Here is a 16,286-nt window from a genome sequence, read left to right as displayed (position 1 = left end):
TCCCAAATAACTTACTTGACGCCCGGCAAGTAGAGGTCTACCTTACCGCAGTGTAGTCAGCTAGCCGGGCGGCAAGTAAGGGCCCACGGCGGCATGTGCACCAGGCATCAGGGCGTACCAGGGGAACGGTGGGGACGATGAGTTCGAGCGGGAAACAGCCAGGGAAGGCCGCGGACGCGGCACCAGGGGCGGGCGACGCCCCGGCGGGAGCAGGGTCCATGGCGACGGCGGGGGCGGGGTCCACAGCGACCGCGGGAGGGGCCATGGCGAGCGCGGGGGCGGCGGCCCCCGCGGAGGTGCAGGACGGCGGACGGCAGCCGCGCAGCGTGCGCGTCGTCCTGCTGGCGCTGATGATCGCGATGCTGCTCGCCATGCTGGACAACATGATCATCGGCACCGCGATGCCGACGATCGTCGGCGAGCTGGGCGGCCTCGCGCACCTCTCCTGGGTCGTCACCGCGTACACCCTCGCCACCGCCGCGTCCACGCCGATCTGGGGCAAGCTCGGTGACCTCTACGGACGCAAGAGCATCTTCCTCACCTCGATCGTCGTCTTCCTGATCGGCTCCGCGCTCAGCGGCATGGCCCAGGACATGGGCCAGCTCATCGGCTTCCGGGCCGTCCAGGGGCTCGGCGCGGGCGGTCTCATGGTCGGCGTCATGGCCATCATCGGTGACCTCATCCCGCCCCGGGAGCGCGGCAAGTACCAGGGCATGATGGCCGGTGTCATGGCCCTCGCCATGATCGGCGGACCGCTGGTCGGCGGCACGATCACCGACCACCTCGGCTGGCGCTGGAGCTTCTACATCAACCTGCCGCTGGGCGCCGTGGCGCTCGCGATGATCACCGCCGTACTCCACCTGCCCGCCAAGGACCGGTCGAACGTCAAGGTCGACTACCTCGGCGCCGGGCTGCTGACCGTCGGCATCACCTCGATCGTGCTGGTCACCACCTGGGGCGGTACGGAGTACGCCTGGACCTCCTCGATGATCCTGCTGCTGATCTTCATCGGGGTCGCCGCGCTCGTCGGGTTCGTCGGCGCCCAGACCAGGGTCCCCGAGCCGATCATGCCGCTGCACATCTTCCGGAACCGCAACTTCACGATCATGTCGGTCATCGGCTTCCTGACCGGCTTCGTGATGTTCGGCGCGGTGCTCTTCCTCCCGCTCTACCAGCAGGCCGTGCAGGGCGCCTCCGCCACCAACTCCGGGCTGCTGCTCCTGCCGATGCTGCTGTCGATGATGGTCGTCTCGCTCGTCGCGGGGCGGATCACCACCAGCACCGGCAAGTACAAGATCTTCCCGATCGTCGGCGGCGGGCTGATGGTCGCCGGGCTCTTCCTCCTCGCGCAGATGGGCCCGGACACCACGCGGCTGACCTCGGGTCTGTACATGGCGGTGCTCGGCGCCGGCATGGGCTTCCTGATGCAGATCACCATGCTCGTGGCGCAGAACAGCGTCGAGATGAAGGACATGGGCGTCGGCTCGTCCACCACCACCCTCTTCCGCACGCTCGGCGGCTCCTTCGGCGCGGCGATCATGGGGGCGCTCTTCACCAGCAAGGTGCAGGACGAGATGGCGGCCCGCGTGGGCTCCGGCGGCGCCGGTGCCACGCAGCAGTCCGCGCAGCTCGACGCCGCGAGCCTGGCGAAGCTGCCGGACGTGGTGCGCGAGGCGTACCAGCAGGCGGTCTCCGCCGGTACGCACTCGGCGTTCATGCTCGGCGCGGGCATCGCGGTGATCGGATTCGCGGCGGCGTTCTTCGTCCGCGAGGTGCCGCTGCGGGGCGCCGGGCCGCAGGGGCCGGCCGAGGACGAGGCCAAGGCCGTGGACGGCAAGGTCCCGCAGGCCGTCTGACCCGCACGCCTTCCCTCGCCTCCGGCCCTGTCCCGCACCGCGGGGCGGGGCCGGAGGCGGCTCCGGAGCGTGACCGGCCGGACACCGTACGACCGGTCACCAGTACGCCGTTCTAGTCGCCCGGCTGGTTGAGCAGCATCGGGAAGCTGCCCGTGTTCGTCGGGGCGTGCTCCGGGAGCCAGAGGACCGCGATCGCACCGCCCTCGCCCTCCCGCTCGACCATCCCCTCGGGGGTCGCGTTACGGAACGTGAGACGGGCGCCCAGCACGCGGGCCTGGCCGGCCGCGATGGTCAGGCCCAGACCGTGCCCGTACCCCGCGCGGTCCGTGGCGCCCGTACGGAAGCGGCTGGGGCCCTCGCGGAGCAGCTCCTCGGGGAAGCCGGGGCCGTGGTCCCGTACGCGTACGACCCGCCCTTCCACGGTGACCTCGACCGGTGTGCCGCCGTGCTTGGCGGCGTTGGCCAGCAGATTGCCCAGGATGCGCTCCAGCCGCCGCGGATCGGTGTTGACCCACGAGTCGTGGACCACCTGGACCGTGATGTCGGGGTTCAGGACGGCCACCCGGCGCACGACGAACTCGCCGAGGGCTATCTCCTGGAGCTCGGCCCGTTCCGACGCGCTGTCGAGCCTCGCCACCTCCAGGACGTCCTCGACCAGGGTGCGCATGGCCTGGGCCCGGTCGCGCACCAGCTCCGTGGGGCGGCCGGGCGGCAGCAGCTCGGCCGCCGTGAGCAGCCCCGTCACCGGGGTGCGCAGCTCATGGGCGATGTCCGCGGTCACCCGGCGCTCGGCCTCGATCCGCTCGTTCAGCGCGTCCGTGAGCGCGTCCACCGCGCGGGCCAGCTCGTCCGTCTCGTCGCGTACGACACCGCCCACGGCCTCGCCGACCCGTTCGTCCGTGTTGCCCTGCGCGACCCGGCCCGCCGCCGCGGCGGCCTTGCGCAGCCGCCGCGAGAGCTGGCCGCCGACCAGTACCCCGAGGGCGCAGCCGCCGAAGACCACCGAGACCGAGCCGATGATCAGGGACCGGTCCAGGTCCTTCATGATCGTGGTGGAGCGGTCGGCGAACTGGCTGTGCAGCGAGAGCACGGTGCCGTTGCCGAGCGGGACGGCCGCCCAGACATCGGGCACCCCGTTCGGCCCTTCCTGCACAAAGGTCGCGCGCCGCCCCTGCTTCATCTTCCGCTCCAGGGAGTGCGGCAGGTTCGGGTCGTCGACCTTCGTGCCGAACTTCGCCTCCTTGGTGCTGTCGTACATCCGCTGCGCGAACAGCAGCCGCTCCAGCTGGACTTCGCGCGCGTTGTCGAGCATCGAGACCCGGGCGGAGTTGTGCACGACCAGGCTCAGGGCGACCGCGACGAGCGCGCTGACCCCCGCGATCGCGATGCTGATCTTCCACCGGACGCCGGTGCGCAGGGCGAGGCGCTTCATGCCTTGAGCTTGTAGCCGAAGCCGCGGACGGTGTCGATACGGTCCTGGCCGATCTTGGTGCGCAGCCGCTGGACATGGACGTCCACGACGCGGGTGTCACCGCCCCAGCCGTAGTCCCAGACCCGCTCCAGGAGCTTGTCGCGGGAGAGGACCGTGCCGGGCGCGGCCGAGAACTCCAGGAGGAGCCGCATCTCCGTCGGGGTCAGCGCCACCCGCTTCCCGCCGCGGCGCACCTCCATGCCCTCCGTGTCGATCTCCAGATCGCCGAAGGAGAGCACGCCCTGCTCGTCGGGCCCGTCCCGGCCGTCCGGTTCCCCGGCCGGGCGGCCCGCGTGGCCGAAGCGGCGCAGCACGGCGCGGATCCGGGCGACGAGCACGGCGCCGTCGAAGGGCTTGGTCACGTAGTCGTCGGCGCCCGCCTCCAGGCCCAGCACCACGTCGATCGAGTCGGCGCGCGCGGACAGCATGATCACGGGCACGGTCGACTCGTCACGGATCCGCCGGCACAGGCTCACACCGTCCAGGCCCGGCACCATCACATCGAGCAGCGCGATGTCGGGCCGGTCGGCGCGGAACGCCTCCAGGCCGGAGAGTCCGTCCGGCATGGCGGTGACCACGAAGCCGTCGCGCTCCAGCGCGAGTTGGGTGGCTTCGCGGATGACGTCGTCGTCCTCGACGAACAGGACATGGGTCTCTGCCATCCTGCGGCTCTCAGTTCTCGGTCGTCGGTCGTCGGTCGTCGGTCGTGGGCGTCGGTCGTGGTCTCATGTCGGGCTTCGCCGTCGGCCTGTGTCCTGCCTGACAGACGGTGCCGGCCGGGTGGTGCCGGCCGGGCGGAGTGGTCAGCCTCCGTCGGCCACCGTGGGCGCGGGCTTCGGGCCGTCGTCGCCGCCGTTGCCCACCGCCCGGTTGAAGTCGTTGCGTACGCGGTACCGCTCGGTGAACCTGCCGTCGCTCCAGCTGTAGGTGACCACGTCCTCGCCCGAGGGGTACGACACGGGGTCGCCCTTCCCGTACACCTGCTGGGTGACGACCAGTTCGCCGCGGTCGATCGTGGAGTACACCGCGGGCTCCTCGGCCGTGAAGACATTCTCGTACGCGTGGTTCTTCTCGCGGTAGACGAACGTCCCGATGCCGACGGCGTCGCCGCACGTCATCACGTTGACCACCAGGTCGGGCGCGGCGCCGCCGGTGAGGTTCCCGTACGACGTGTCCACCGGGTACGTGTCCTCGGCGCACGGTTTGAGATCGGCCTTGATCCGCCGGCTGACCTTGGGGTCCGTCCTGAGCAGCGCCACCGCGTCGACGGTCGTCGCGGGCGTCACCACCGAGGCCCTGGGCGTGGGGGCGCCCCGCTCGACCGGCGCGGTCACGGCCGCGCCCTCGTCGCGGGTCCCCGTACCGCCCGTCGAACAGCCGGCCGCGAGCAGCCCGAGTGCGGCGAGCCCGGCCACTCCGGCCAGGACCGTACCCCCCGCGGTCAGGGAGACCGTACCTCCCGACGCCGGGGAACCCCGCCCCACCGCTCTCTCTCCCGACCGGTCGGGGCCTCTCAGGCCGCGCACCTCTCCCGCCCCCGTTCCTGGCGGCCACCCCGGCCGCCCCGTGCGTCACGACGGACCACCACCGGCTTCTGCGGCGCGTGGACGTCCCGTTCCCGGCTCTGGGCCGCGCGGCTCTCCAGCTCCTCACGGAGCCGGGCCAGCGCGCGGTGGAGCGTGCTCTTCACGGTACCCGCCGACATACCGAGCGCCGCGGCGGTCTCCTCCGTACTCATCTGCTCCCAGTGTCGCAGCACGACGACGCTGCGCTGCTTGGGCGCCAGCACCCCGAGGATGTCCATCAGCAGCGCCCGGTCGGCCCGCTGCTCGCTGCCGTCCTCGACACTCGCGTCGGGCAGCTGCTCGGTGGGGACCTCTTCGAGCTTGCGGGCCCGCCACCACTCCGTACGGGTGTTGATCATGACGCGGCGGAGATAGGCGTCGGCGAGGGACTTGTCGGCGATGCCGTCCCAGCGGCCGTACGTACGGGCCAGCGCGGTCTGGAGGAGATCCTGTGCGTCGACGGGATCGGGCACGAGACGCCGGGCGCTCCGCAGGAGTGCCTCCTGCCGGGTACGCACGTACTCCTCGAATCCGAGCACCTCACCCTGCGCCATGCCAATCGCCTCCGACCCCGTGAACATCCGCGCCGTTCCCTGACGGCGCCGCCCTGACGTCACTGAAACTACGGAGCTGTTGTCACGGGGCTGTGCGGGACAGCCGTCGGTGGACGCACGGCTGTCCATCGGTTGTGTAACGGCGATCCGGCGGGCGTCCTGTCCTTCCCGGTCCCGAGGCCCTGTCCCTCCCGGTCCCGAGGCCCCGGCCCCGGGGCCCGGTCCGGGTCAGCCCTGCGGCAGCCGGTACAGGGCGTTCTCCAGGGGTTCGACCAGTCCGTCCGCGACCAGTCCGTCCAGCGCCCGTGCCCGCTGCACCGGCTCGTCCCACACCGCGTCCAGCGCGGCCTGCGGTACGGGTGCGACGGCCTCCCGCAGTACGGCGAGGAGCTTGCCGCGCACCTGGCGGTCCGTGCCCGCGTAACTCTGGCCGCGCCGCGGCGGCCCGTCGTGGGCGGGCTTCCCGGCGAGCTGCCAGGCGCACCGCGCGGCGATCGGGCAGCGCGCGCACCCTTCGTTCTTCGCCGTGCAGATCAGCGCGCCCAGCTCCATGGAGGACGCCGCCCAGGCCGCTGCCGTCGCCGCGTCCTCGGGGAGCAGCGCCCGCGCGAGCTTCCGCTCGGCGGCGGTGGTCGCGTTCGGCGGGTACTGGACGCCGTTCACGGCGCGGGCCAGGACGCGGCGTACGTTCGTGTCGAGCACGGCGTGCCGCTGCCCGTACGCGAACGACGCGACCGCGGCGGCCGTGTACTCGCCGATCCCGGGGAGCGAGAGCAACTGCGCGTGCTCGCGGGGTACGTCACCGCCGTGCCGCTCCGTTATCGCTTGCGCGGCGCCGTGCAGGCGCAGCGCGCGGCGCGGATAGCCGAGCCGGCCCCAGGCGCGTACGGCCTCGCCGGGCGCTTCGGCGGCCAGGTCGGCGGGGCGCGGCCAGCGGGCGAGCCACTGCTCGTACACCGGGAGGACCCGGCTCACGGGGGTCTGCTGGAGCATGAACTCGCTGACCATCACACCCCAGGCGCCCGCCTCGGGGCGGCGCCAGGGCAGATCGCGGGCGTGCGTCTCGAACCACGCGATGACGGGGGTGTGCAGGGCGGAGTGGGCGGTGGAGGGGAGGACGGCCGGACCGGTCCCGGCCGCCGGGTCGGCGGGGGACGCCTGGGCGGGGGGCGACGGGGACGGTGTGGTCGACGGGGACGACGGGGACGACGGTGGGGTCGGGGGCGTCGAGTGCGCGGGGGTAGCAGTCATGGCAGCACCGATCCTGACATGTGCAGGAGCGCGGACAGTGCAGCAGGCGGGCGCACGCCGGAGTACGCCGGACAGCACCACGCGCCCGGGTCAGCGCTGCGCGCCTGGGTCGGTGCCATGTGTCCGGGTCCGGGTCCGGCGTGCCCCAGGGGTACGCCCTTCCGGGTCGGGCTTCGATTCCGTCCGTGCTCAGCTCCGTCCGGCGCTGTGGCGTCCACGCGCCACCGCCGGCTCGGCCTCGCCCGGTCCCGGGCCCGCCAGCCAGAGCGCCGCCCCTGAATTCGAGGAACGCATCGTGTCGACCAGTCGTTGCAAGGGACGGGCCGCGAGCAGGATGAAGAGCGGGGCCACGACGCCGCCCACCACCAGGCCGACCGCCACGTCGTGCGGGTAGTGGACGCCGACGAAGACCCGGGAGAACGCCATGAGCAGCGCCATCGGCACCGTCAGATAGGCGAGTACGGGGCGTGCGACGACGAGGGCGATCGCCGCAGCCCCGGCGATCGTCGCGTGGTTGCTGGGGAAGGACCAGTCACCCACGGGCGGGCACGGTATGAGGGAGACGGATCCCGTGACCGTCCGGCAGGGGCGGTCCTCCTGGATCACCGACTTGGACAGTTCACTGCAGACATAGGCGAAGGCGGTCCCGAGCGGGGCGAGCACCGCGATCGCCACGGCACGTGAGCCGGACGGTCTGGCCTGCCACCAGACCATGACGAAGAGGGCGCCGAACAAGAGGAGTCCGGCTTCCGTCCATAGCTCTGCCAGGGACTGGAACCAGGAAGGGGTCGTATGCGCGAAGTCGAGGACATCGCTGTAGAGGCCGCTGGTTGCGCTGCTGTTCATGAGGAGAACGTACCGATGCCACCGGGAGTTCCCCCAACCGCTACCTGAATGCGCATCAGTCGAAGAAAGCCGCCCAGCTCGCGCCTCCGGGATGATGATCCGGAAAACTTGCGCGCATGAGCGGCATGTGGGGCGGGAGTTGGCCCGGATCTCTCGTACAGTTTGCGCCGTGGGATCTTTGCGCAATCCGGTCGGGCCGCTTCCCTCCACCATCTACTGGCGACGGAGGGCAGTCGCGGCGACGCTGATCGCGCTGCTCGCTCTGCTGGTCGTATGGGTCGTCACCTCCCGTGGGGGTGGCAGCAAGAACACCGACGGCAAGGGCGACGGCGCCAACCCCGTCACGTCCATCACCCCGGGCCCCTCCGGTTCCGGCCCCGCCATCAGCGAACAGCCGGGCGGCCGCGACGAATCGAGCGGTTCCGGCGACGGCGGCGGTGACGGCGACCAGGGCGGTACGGACGCGGGTGCCGACGACGGCAAGAACGGCGACACCGGCGCCCCGGGCTCCGGCGGCGACAGCGGCGGCGCCGGCTCGGGCGGCGGCAACGACGCGTCGGACGGCGGCGGTTCGGCCGGCTCGTCCGGCGGGGGCGCGGGCTCCGGCGGGGGCGGCACCACCACCTCCGGCCGGCAGGTGCCCGCGGGCTCCGCGCTGCCGGACTGCGCGCCCGGCTCCCTGACGCTGACCCTCTCCACGACGAAGGTCGGGTACGCCCCCGGCGAGAAGCCCGTGTTCCGGCTGGTCGCCAAGAACACCTCCGAGACCACCTGCAAGGCGGACTTCGGGCCGAAGGCCGTGGTGCTCACGGTGACGGACTCCGACGACGACCAGGTGTGGTCCTCCGAGGACTGCCCTCAGGCCGGCAGCGCGTTCTTCCAGGTCCCGGCGGGCGACACCGTCACCCGTACCGTCGAGTGGGACCGCAAGCGGAGCGCGGCCGGGTGCGCCACCCCGCCCGCCGGCGCGGTCGGTCCCGGAACGTACCTGGTGGAGGCGGCGGCCCCGCGAGCGACGGTGAAGCAGGGGCAGCAGTCGATCCGCCTGGAGAAGGACTGACCCCGGAGCCGGACGTGCCGCGGTCGGACCATCAGGCCTACCGCGCTCGGACCGTGCGGACGTGCTGCCGTCGTACCGATGAGACGTGCCGCGGCCGGGCCGCTCAGGCGTACCGCGGTCGGAACGATCAGACGTACCGCGCTCGGGCCGCTCAGGCGTACCGCGCTCGGAACGATCAGACGTACCGCTCCAGGATCGACGACTCCGCGAGCCGCGACAGGCCCTCGCGGACGCTCCGCGCGCGGGCCTCGCCGACGCCGTCCACCGTCTGGAGGTCGTCCACGCTCGCCGCCAGCAGCTTCTGCAGCCCGCCGAAGTGCTCGACCAGCCGCTCGATGATGGCGCCGGGGAGCCGCGGCACCTTCGCCAGCAGGCGGTAACCGCGCGGCGAGACCGCCGAGTCGAGCGTCTCCGGGGAGCCGCTGTAGCCCAGCGCCCGTGCCACGATGGGCAGTTCGAGCAGCTCCGGGTGGGTGAGCGAGTCCAGCTCGCCCAGCGCCTCGCCGACCGTACGGGCCCGCTTCGCCGTCGGCTCGGGGACGTAGTCGCGGGCCACCAGATCCCGCTCCGGCTCCACGCCCGCGATCAACTCGTCCAGCTGGAGCGAGAGAAGCCGGCCGTCGGTGCCCAGCTCGACCACGTACTCGGCGATCTCCGTGGCGATCCGGCGCACCATCTCCAGCCGCTGCGCCACCGCCGTCACGTCCCGGACCGTCACCAGGTCCTCGATCTCCAGGGCGGAGAGCGTGCCCGCGACCTCGTCCAGGCGGAGCTTGTACCGCTCCAGCGTCGCCAGCGCCTGGTTCGCCCGCGAGAGGATCGCCGCCGACTCCTCCAGGACCCGGCGCTCCCCGTTGACGTACAGCGCGATCAGCCGCATCGACTGCGACACGGAGACGACCGGGAAGCCGCACTGCTTGGAGACCCGGTCCGCCGTGCGGTGCCGGGTGCCCGTCTCCTCGGTCGGGATCGAGGACTCGGGGACGAGCTGTACGCCCGCGCGGAGGATCTTCGTGATGTCCTTGTCGAGGATGAGCGCGCCGTCGAGCTTGCACAGCTCGCGCAGCCGCGTCGCGGTGAACTCCACGTCCAGCACGAAGCCGCCCGTGCACATCGACTCGACGGTCCTGTCCATGCCCAGGACGATGAGACCGCCGGTGTTACCGCGCAGGATGCGCTCCAGCCCGTCGCGCAGCGCCGTCCCCGGCGCGACAGCGCTCAGGGAGGCGCGCATCAGCGCTTCGTTGCCGGAGCCCGCGCCGGACTTTCCGGGTGCTGATGCCCGGTCGTTGGCTGCCACTGCACTCCTCCGGCTCGTACGGATGGGCGAGACCAGGGCAAAGTCTACCGGCGAGCGTTGTCGTCCCGTGGGGCGTCCGCCCGACCTCGGCGCGGCAGCACCCTCAGAGCGTCCCCCACGTCGCCCACTTCCGTGACCTTCATCCCGGGCGGGACCTTGCCCGGATCGGTGGGGACGAGCGCCTGCGTGAAGCCCAGACGGTGGGCCTCGGCCAGCCTGCGCTGGACGCCCGTGACCCGCCTGACCTCGCCCGCGAGCCCGACTTCGCCGATCGCGACCAGATTCTTCGGCAGGGGGGTGTCGCTCGCCGCCGACGCCAGGGCCAGGGCCACCGCCAGGTCCGCGGCGGGCTCTGTCAGCTTCACGCCGCCCACCGTCGCGCTGTAGATGTCGCGCTTGCCGAGCGCGCTGATCCGGCCGCGCTGCTCCAGCACCGCCAGCATCATCGAGACCCGGGAGGTCTCCAGGCCCGAGGTGGTGCGCCGGGGCGAGGGGATCTGCGAGTCGACCGTGAGCGCCTGCACCTCGGCGACGAGCGGCCTGCGCCCTTCGAGGGTGACCGTGAGACAGGTGCCCGGTACGGGCTCGTCGCGCCGGGTCAGGAAGAGGCCCGACGGGTCGGCGAGGCCGGTGATCCCTTCGTCGTGCAGCTCGAAGCAGCCGACCTCGTCCGTCGCGCCGTACCGGTTCTTCACGCCGCGGACCAGCCGCAGCCGGGCGTGCCGGTCGCCCTCGAAGGAGAGCACGACGTCCACGAGGTGTTCCAGCAGCCGGGGGCCCGCGATCGCGCCGTCCTTCGTCACGTGCCCGACCAGCAGCGTCGCCATGTCGCGCTCCTTCGACGCCCGGATGAGCGCCCCCGCGACCTCCCTGACCTGCGCCATCCCGCCCGGCGCCCCGTCGATCTCGGGGGACGCGACGGTCTGTACGGAGTCCATGATCAGCAGCGACGGCTTGACCGCGTCGAGATGGCCGAGGACGGCGGAGAGGTCCGTCTCGGCGGCGAGGTAGAGATGGTCGCTGATCGCCCTGATCCGGTCGGCGCGCAGCCGGACCTGGCTGGTGGACTCCTCGCCCGTCACATAGAGCGTCCGGTGCGCGTCACTGGCCGCCTTCGCCGCGACGTCCAGCAGCAGGGTGGACTTCCCGACGCCCGGCTCGCCCGCGACCAGCACCACGGCCCCGGGCACCAGCCCGCCGCCGAGCACCCGGTCCAGCTCGGGCACACCGGTCGAGCGCGCCGTCGCCGTACGGATGTCGACCTGGCCGATCGGGAGCGCGGCCGAGGAGACCCGGCCCGCCGCCGTCGTGCGCACGGCGGGCGCGCCGTACTCCTCGACCGTGCCCCACGCCTGGCATTCGGGGCAGCGGCCGAGCCACTTGGCGGTCGTCCAGCCGCACTCGGTGCAGCGGTAGGACGGCCGGTCCTTGGATTTCGTACGGGCAGCCATGGCGTCACCGTATAGGGACCCGCCGACACCCGGGGCCCGGCCTCCGGGGCGGTGCCGCGGCCGTCGTGCGACCCGGACAGCGCGCGGGCGAAGTAAGTCATACAAGGGAGAGCTCTGTACCACTTCCGACTCATCGAAATACGACAACCGTGTCCCCCTTCGAGGGATAGCTTCACCCGTAAGGATTAAATGTGCTCAAGGGGTGTGAAGGGTGCGGGCCGCCGTGTCTACCGTCGCCAGGTGATGAGCAGCAGCCCCGAAACCTCCGCGGACACCACCGGCGCACACACCGGCGCGGAGCGCGCCCTCCGTCGTGCGCTCCGCGCGGTGGCGCAACGCCCTCCGGCGCGGTACGAGCCGTATCTGGACGGCCTCTTCACCTACTGCCTCTCCGTGCTCTGCGACCACGACGCCGCCACCGAGGTGCTCGGCGACGTCCTGGCCATCTCCGAGCGTCAGTACGCCCGTTGCCCCTCCGGCGCCGGGGAGCGCAGGGCCTGGCTCTACGCCCTCGCCCGCTGGGCCTGTCTGCGCAAGCTCACCGCACAGCGCCGCACCCCCGCACACGCTCCCGCGCGGCCCCCGGCGCAGGCCCCCCGGCCGGCCCCCGCCGTCGTGCCGGAGACCGCCGAGCGCCGGCGGCGCGAACTGGCCCTGCTGGCCTGGCCCGAGGCCGCCGGTACGACGCCCGAGCAGCGCGAGGTCCTGGAGCTGGCGGTACGCCACGGGCTCGGCCCGAACGATGTGGCCGCCGTACTCTCCAAGGAGCCCACCGCGACCAGGGAGCTGCTCGCCTCCGCCGCCTGCGAGGTCGAGCGGACCCGCGCCGCGCTCGCCGTCGTGAACAGCGGCGGCTGCCCCTCCGTCGCCCGGCTCACCGACGACCACCACGTGCTGCTCTCCGCCGCGCTCCGGCGCGAACTGGTCCGCCACGTCGACGACTGCCCGCGCTGCCGCCGCGCCGCGGAGCGCGCCGAGGCGGCGGGGCCCTGGCCCGGCTCGCGCACGACGCCGCCCCTCCCGCCCGGCCCGTCCGGCCTGTCCGGCGCCGGGGAGGCACCGTCCCCGCTGCCGCTCGTCGAGGCACCGCGCGGCGCCGTCTGCACCGCCATGATCCAGACGCCGCGCGCCCGCGCCACCGCCCCGCGCTTCGGCCGTAACGGCTTCCCCATGGACCCCAAGGACCGCGCCGCCCGCCGCGACCGGCTGCGGGCGCGGGCCGTGACGACCACCGTCGTGGCGACCGTCGTCGCGGCGCCCGTCCTCGCCCTCTGGGCGGCGTACCGCGGGGCGCCCCAGACCGGCGAGGGCCGCGACGGCGCCTCGGTCACCGCGGCCGAGACCGCGGGCCCGCCCGCCCTGGACGGGCATCCCCCCAACGGCACCGACGGCATCTACGACCACCCGCACGACGCCCCCTACGAGCGCTACGAGCACTACGCGAACGCGGGCAGCGCCCAGAACCGTCCCGGCGCCCGCTTCCCCGGGGACGGCCGCGCGCCCGGCGTCTCCGTCGAGATCGTCAGCGACGGTACGGGCGCGCCACCGCCCGGCGAGGGCCGCTCCGGCCCCGGCGCGCTCACCGTCGAGGCGCGGTCCGCCGGTGCCGTCACCCTGATCGCGCTGCGGGCCTCCGGCGGCGAGCGGGTCGCCTGGACGGCCGGGACCCGGGCCCCCTGGCTCACGCTGAGCCGCCACTACGGCACGCTCGCGCCCGGCGAGTCCGTCACCGTCCGCGTCTCCGTGGACCACGGGCGCGAACCGGCGGGCCCGTGGAGCGCCCGGGTCGCGCTCTACCCGGCGGGCGCCGCCGTACGGATCCACGGGTACGGGGCCAGGCCCGCACGCCCCGGACACCCGGGCCGCCCCGGGCCCGGCGGGCCGACCTGGGCCGGTCCCCAGGCCCCGGGCCCCGCGAGCCCCTCCGGCGCGGGGGGCCCTTCCGGCCCCGCGAGCCCCGCGAGCCCCTCGGGGTCCTCGCCTCCCGACCCGGACCCGCCCGATCCGGGCCCCACCGGCAGCCCAAGTGCCGGTCCCGGCTCCGGTCCCGGCGCCACGGCCGCCGCTCCTCCCGGTGCCGGCCCCGAACCCCGCTGAGGCGTCAGCCCCGCGGCGGGTCCGCCGGGTGCGGTGCCAGCAGCGGAAGCTCGCTCGCCAGGCGCCGCTCGCAGAGCTCCACCAGCCGGTCGTACCCCTCCTTGCCCATCAGCTCCGTCAGCTCGGGCCCGTACGTCCGGTACACCGGCTCGCCCGCGCCGTGCGCCGATGTCGCCGACGTGCACCACCAGTGCAGATCGTGACCGCCCGACCCCCAGCCGCGGCGGTCGTACTCCCCGATCGACACCTGGAGGACGCGCGTGTCGTCGGGCCGGTCGATCCAGTCGTACGTACGCCGTACCGGCAGCTGCCAGCAGACGTCCGGTTTCGTCTCCAGCGGCTCGCGGCCCTCGCGCAGCGCCAGGATGTGCAGCGAGCACCCCGCGCCCGCCGCGAAGCCGGGCCGGTTCTGGAAGATGCAGGACCCCTCCCAGCGCCGCGTCTGGCGCTCCCCGTCGTCGTCGGTCTGCGTCCAGCCCGTGGTCGTCCCCTCCTCGTGGAACTGCCACAGCTCGGGCGTGAGGCGCGCCACATGCTCCGCGACCCGCGCCTCGTCGTCCTCGTCCGAGAAGTGCGCGCCCAGCGTGCAGCAGCCGTCGTCGGCGCGGCCCGCCTGGATGCCCTGGCAGCCGCTGCCGAAGACGCAGTTCCACCGTGACGTGAGCCATGTCAGATCGCAGCGGAAGACCTGTTCGTCGTCGGCCGGGTCCGGGAACTCGACCCAGGCACGGGCGAAGTCCAGGCCCTTCTCGTCGGGCACGGCCCGGTTCTCGTCGGGGATCTTCGGGCCTTTGGCTTTGCCCGGCTTCGTCTTTTTCGTCTTTGGCACATGCCCAGCGTATGCGGGGATCGCAGTAGCGTTCCGTTCATGAGACTCGGAGTCCTGGACGTCGGTTCGAACACCGTGCACCTGCTGGCGGTCGACGCCCACCGCGGTGCCCGCCCGCTGCCCGCGCATTCGCACAAGGCGGAGCTGCGCCTCGCCGAACTGCTCGACCCCGACGGAGCCATCGGCCCCGACGGCGTGGACCGTCTCGTGGCGACGATCGCGGACGCCCTCCAGGCGGCCGAGGACAAGGGCTGCGAGGACGTCCTCCCCTTCGCCACCTCCGCCGTACGGGAGGCCACCAACGCCGATCAGGTCCTCGCCCGCGTCAGGAGCGAGACCGGGGTCGATCTGGAGGTCCTCACCGGCGAGCAGGAGGCCCGGCTGACCTTCCTCGCCGCCCGTCGCTGGTTCGGCTGGTCGGCGGGGAAGCTCCTCGTCCTGGACATCGGCGGCGGCTCGCTGGAGATCGCGTACGGGATCGACGAGGAGCCGGACGCGGCCGTCTCCCTCCCCCTGGGCGCGGGCCGGCTCACGGCGGGCTGGCTGCCCGGTGACCCGCCCGACCCGATCGACGTGAAGGCGCTGCGCCGCCACGTACGGGCGCAGATCGCCCGTACGGTCGGGGAGTTCGCCCGGTTCGGCAGCCCGGACCACGTGGTGGCCACGTCCAAGACCTTCAAGCAGCTCGCCCGGCTGGCGGGCGCGGCCCGGTCCGGCGAGGGGCTGTACGTGCAGCGCGAGCTGAGCCGCACCGCCCTGGAGGAGTGGGTGCCCACACTCGCCACGATGAACGCCGTCCAGCGGGCCGGGCTCCCCGGGGTCTCCGAGGGCAGGTCGGCCCAGCTGCTGGCGGGCGCGCTCGTCGCGGAGGGCGCGATGGACCTGTTCGGGGTCGAGACGCTGGAGGTCTGCCCGTGGGCGCTGCGCGAGGGCGTGATCTTGCGGAGGCTCGACCAGCTCACGCCGTGACCGTACGAGGGGTGCGACCGTACGAATGGTGACAGCCGGCCGAGGCGCGCCCGGGAGGCCGCCTGGATGCCGCCGAGAGGCCGCCGTACCGGGCGGGCCGACGACCGCCTCGCCGGGGCCCGTACGCTGTCCTCGTGGCAGATCCAGTGGTGCGCATCCCGGATACGAAGGTCGCGCTGTCGACGGCCTCGGTCTATCCGGAGTCCACGGCGACGGCCTTCGAGATCGCCGCCCGCCTCGGTTACGACGGCGTCGAGGTCATGGTCTGGACGGATCCCGTCAGCCAGGACATCGAGGCGCTGCGCCGGCTCTCCGACTACCACGGCATCCCGGTGCTCGCCGTCCACGCGCCCTGTCTGCTGATCACCCAGCGTGTCTGGTCGACGGACCCGTGGGTGAAGCTCCAGCGGGCGCGGGCGGCGGCCGAGAGCCTCGGCGCCTCCACGGTGGTCGTGCACCCGCCGTTCCGGTGGCAGCGCCAGTACGCGCGCGACTTCGTCTCCGGTATCTGGCGGATGGCGGACGAGACGGACGTACGGTTCGCCGTCGAGAACATGTACCCGTGGCGCTACCGCGACCGTGAGATGCCCGCGTACGCGCCCGGCTGGGACGTCACCCAGGACGACTACCGGCACTTCACCCTCGATCTCTCGCACACCGCGACCTCCCGCAGCGACGCCGTGGCGATGGCGGGTCTCATCGGTGACCGGCTGGGCCATGTGCACCTCGCGGACGGCAACGGCTCGGCGAAGGACGAGCACCTGGTGCCGGGGCGCGGTACGCAGCCGTGCGCCGAGCTGCTGCAGGGGCTCGCGGGCAGCGGCTTCGACGGCCATGTCGTGATCGAGGTCAACACCCGGCGGGCGATGTCGGCGGCGGAGCGGGAGGCGGACCTCGCGGAGGCGCTGGCCTTCGCGCGGCTGCACCTCGCGTCGCGCCCCGCCGCCGGGGCCCCGTCTCCTTCCGCCGCACCCGCACCGACTCCCTCCGCCCCTGCCTCGTCCGGCTCCTCCGTCCCGTCCGGCTCCGCAGGCGCT

13 protein-coding genes and 1 pseudogene are annotated in these 16,286 nt (G+C 73.1%); 5 read left to right on the top strand and 9 right to left on the bottom strand.

Annotated elements, in window-relative coordinates; translation table 11 throughout:
* The first annotated feature begins 263 nt into the window (after window positions 1-263).
* Window positions 264-1,856 (top strand): MDR family MFS transporter, encoded by a 1,593-nt coding sequence (locus tag AB0P17_RS00120; protein ID WP_365806107.1) that lies wholly within the window; start codon window positions 264-266, stop codon window positions 1,854-1,856.
* Window positions 1,857-1,968: 112 nt separating this feature from the next.
* Here AB0P17_RS00120 and cseC read toward each other — a convergent pair whose 3' ends face one another.
* The 6 genes from cseC to AB0P17_RS00090 all read right to left on the bottom strand — a co-directional run bounded on the left by cseC (window position 1,969) and on the right by AB0P17_RS00090 (window position 7,543).
* On the bottom strand, window positions 1,969-3,288 hold the full coding sequence (gene cseC / locus AB0P17_RS00115) for a two-component system sensor histidine kinase CseC (protein WP_365806105.1): 1,320 nt from the start codon (window positions 3,286-3,288) through the stop codon (window positions 1,969-1,971).
* The gene (cseB, locus tag AB0P17_RS00110; RefSeq protein WP_365806103.1) at window positions 3,285-3,989 is read right to left on the bottom strand and encodes a two-component system response regulator CseB; all 705 of its coding nucleotides are present in this window, start codon (window positions 3,987-3,989) and stop codon (window positions 3,285-3,287) included. Before cseB ends, cseC begins: the two co-directional genes overlap by 4 nt.
* 141 nt (window positions 3,990-4,130) lie before the next feature.
* Window positions 4,131-4,742: a hypothetical protein gene (locus AB0P17_RS00105; RefSeq protein ID WP_365806467.1), complete on the bottom strand. Its 612-nt coding sequence runs from the start codon at window positions 4,740-4,742 to the stop codon at window positions 4,131-4,133.
* Between the two features lie 98 nt (window positions 4,743-4,840).
* Entirely contained in the window at window positions 4,841-5,446 is a 606-nt protein-coding gene (locus AB0P17_RS00100; RefSeq protein WP_365806101.1) for a SigE family RNA polymerase sigma factor, read from the bottom strand.
* A 228-nt stretch (window positions 5,447-5,674) separates the two neighbouring features.
* The gene (locus tag AB0P17_RS00095; protein WP_365806099.1) at window positions 5,675-6,697 is read right to left on the bottom strand and encodes an A/G-specific adenine glycosylase; all 1,023 of its coding nucleotides are present in this window, start codon (window positions 6,695-6,697) and stop codon (window positions 5,675-5,677) included.
* Window positions 6,698-6,886: 189 nt separating this feature from the next.
* The gene (locus AB0P17_RS00090) at window positions 6,887-7,543 is read right to left on the bottom strand and encodes a phosphatase PAP2 family protein (protein WP_365806097.1); all 657 of its coding nucleotides are present in this window, start codon (window positions 7,541-7,543) and stop codon (window positions 6,887-6,889) included.
* A 169-nt stretch (window positions 7,544-7,712) separates the two neighbouring features.
* Here AB0P17_RS00090 and AB0P17_RS00085 point away from each other — a divergent pair, with 169 nt between their 5' ends.
* Window positions 7,713-8,603, top strand: a complete 891-nt coding sequence (locus tag AB0P17_RS00085; protein WP_365806096.1) for a hypothetical protein — start codon at window positions 7,713-7,715, stop codon at window positions 8,601-8,603.
* Between the two features lie 175 nt (window positions 8,604-8,778).
* Here the strand turns inward: AB0P17_RS00085 and disA are convergent, their stop codons facing one another.
* Window positions 8,779-9,903 (bottom strand): DNA integrity scanning diadenylate cyclase DisA, encoded by a 1,125-nt coding sequence (disA, locus tag AB0P17_RS00080; RefSeq protein WP_365806094.1) that lies wholly within the window; start codon window positions 9,901-9,903, stop codon window positions 8,779-8,781.
* A 44-nt stretch (window positions 9,904-9,947) separates the two neighbouring features.
* Window positions 9,948-11,354: a DNA repair protein RadA gene (gene radA, locus AB0P17_RS00075; RefSeq protein WP_365806092.1), complete on the bottom strand. Its 1,407-nt coding sequence runs from the start codon at window positions 11,352-11,354 to the stop codon at window positions 9,948-9,950.
* 243 nt (window positions 11,355-11,597) lie between these two features.
* Here radA and AB0P17_RS00070 point away from each other — a divergent pair, with 243 nt between their 5' ends.
* Window positions 11,598-13,451 carry a hypothetical protein gene (locus tag AB0P17_RS00070; RefSeq protein WP_365806090.1) on the top strand — a complete coding sequence of 618 codons (1,854 nt, stop codon included), beginning with the start codon at window positions 11,598-11,600 and terminating at the stop codon, window positions 13,449-13,451.
* 4 nt (window positions 13,452-13,455) lie between these two features.
* Here AB0P17_RS00070 and AB0P17_RS00065 read toward each other — a convergent pair whose 3' ends face one another.
* Window positions 13,456-14,280 (bottom strand): hypothetical protein, encoded by an 825-nt coding sequence (locus AB0P17_RS00065; protein WP_365806088.1) that lies wholly within the window; start codon window positions 14,278-14,280, stop codon window positions 13,456-13,458.
* Between the two features lie 39 nt (window positions 14,281-14,319).
* On the opposite strand from AB0P17_RS00065, the gene AB0P17_RS00060 reads away from it, so the two are divergent.
* A complete protein-coding gene (locus AB0P17_RS00060) occupies window positions 14,320-15,249 on the top strand; it encodes a Ppx/GppA phosphatase family protein (protein ID WP_365806086.1) in 930 nt (309 codons plus the stop codon).
* A 134-nt stretch (window positions 15,250-15,383) separates the two neighbouring features.
* Window positions 15,384-16,184, top strand: a pseudogene (locus AB0P17_RS00055) (sugar phosphate isomerase/epimerase); the annotation flags it as partial.
* Window positions 16,185-16,286: the final 102 nt, after the last annotated feature.

Origin of the sequence: Streptomyces sp. NPDC088124 (assembly GCF_040685895.1) — a bacterium.
Classification (GTDB): Bacteria; Actinomycetota; Actinomycetes; order Streptomycetales; family Streptomycetaceae; genus Streptomyces.
Note: the sequence above shows the minus strand (reverse complement) of the source record. Positions and strands in the feature narration are given on the sequence as shown.

Coding starts and splice junctions, on each gene's coding strand:
- AB0P17_RS00070 (WP_365806090.1), top strand. CDS start 11,598: ATGAGCAGCAGCCCCGAAACCTCCGCGGACACCACCGGCGCACACACC.
- AB0P17_RS00120 (WP_365806107.1), top strand. CDS start 264: ATGGCGAGCGCGGGGGCGGCGGCCCCCGCGGAGGTGCAGGACGGCGGA.
- AB0P17_RS00095 (WP_365806099.1), bottom strand. CDS start 6,697: ATGACTGCTACCCCCGCGCACTCGACGCCCCCGACCCCACCGTCGTCC.
- radA (WP_365806092.1), bottom strand. CDS start 11,354: ATGGCTGCCCGTACGAAATCCAAGGACCGGCCGTCCTACCGCTGCACC.
- cseC (WP_365806105.1), bottom strand. CDS start 3,288: ATGAAGCGCCTCGCCCTGCGCACCGGCGTCCGGTGGAAGATCAGCATC.
- cseB (WP_365806103.1), bottom strand. CDS start 3,989: ATGGCAGAGACCCATGTCCTGTTCGTCGAGGACGACGACGTCATCCGC.
- AB0P17_RS00090 (WP_365806097.1), bottom strand. CDS start 7,543: ATGAACAGCAGCGCAACCAGCGGCCTCTACAGCGATGTCCTCGACTTC.
- AB0P17_RS00060 (WP_365806086.1), top strand. CDS start 14,320: ATGAGACTCGGAGTCCTGGACGTCGGTTCGAACACCGTGCACCTGCTG.
- AB0P17_RS00100 (WP_365806101.1), bottom strand. CDS start 5,446: ATGGCGCAGGGTGAGGTGCTCGGATTCGAGGAGTACGTGCGTACCCGG.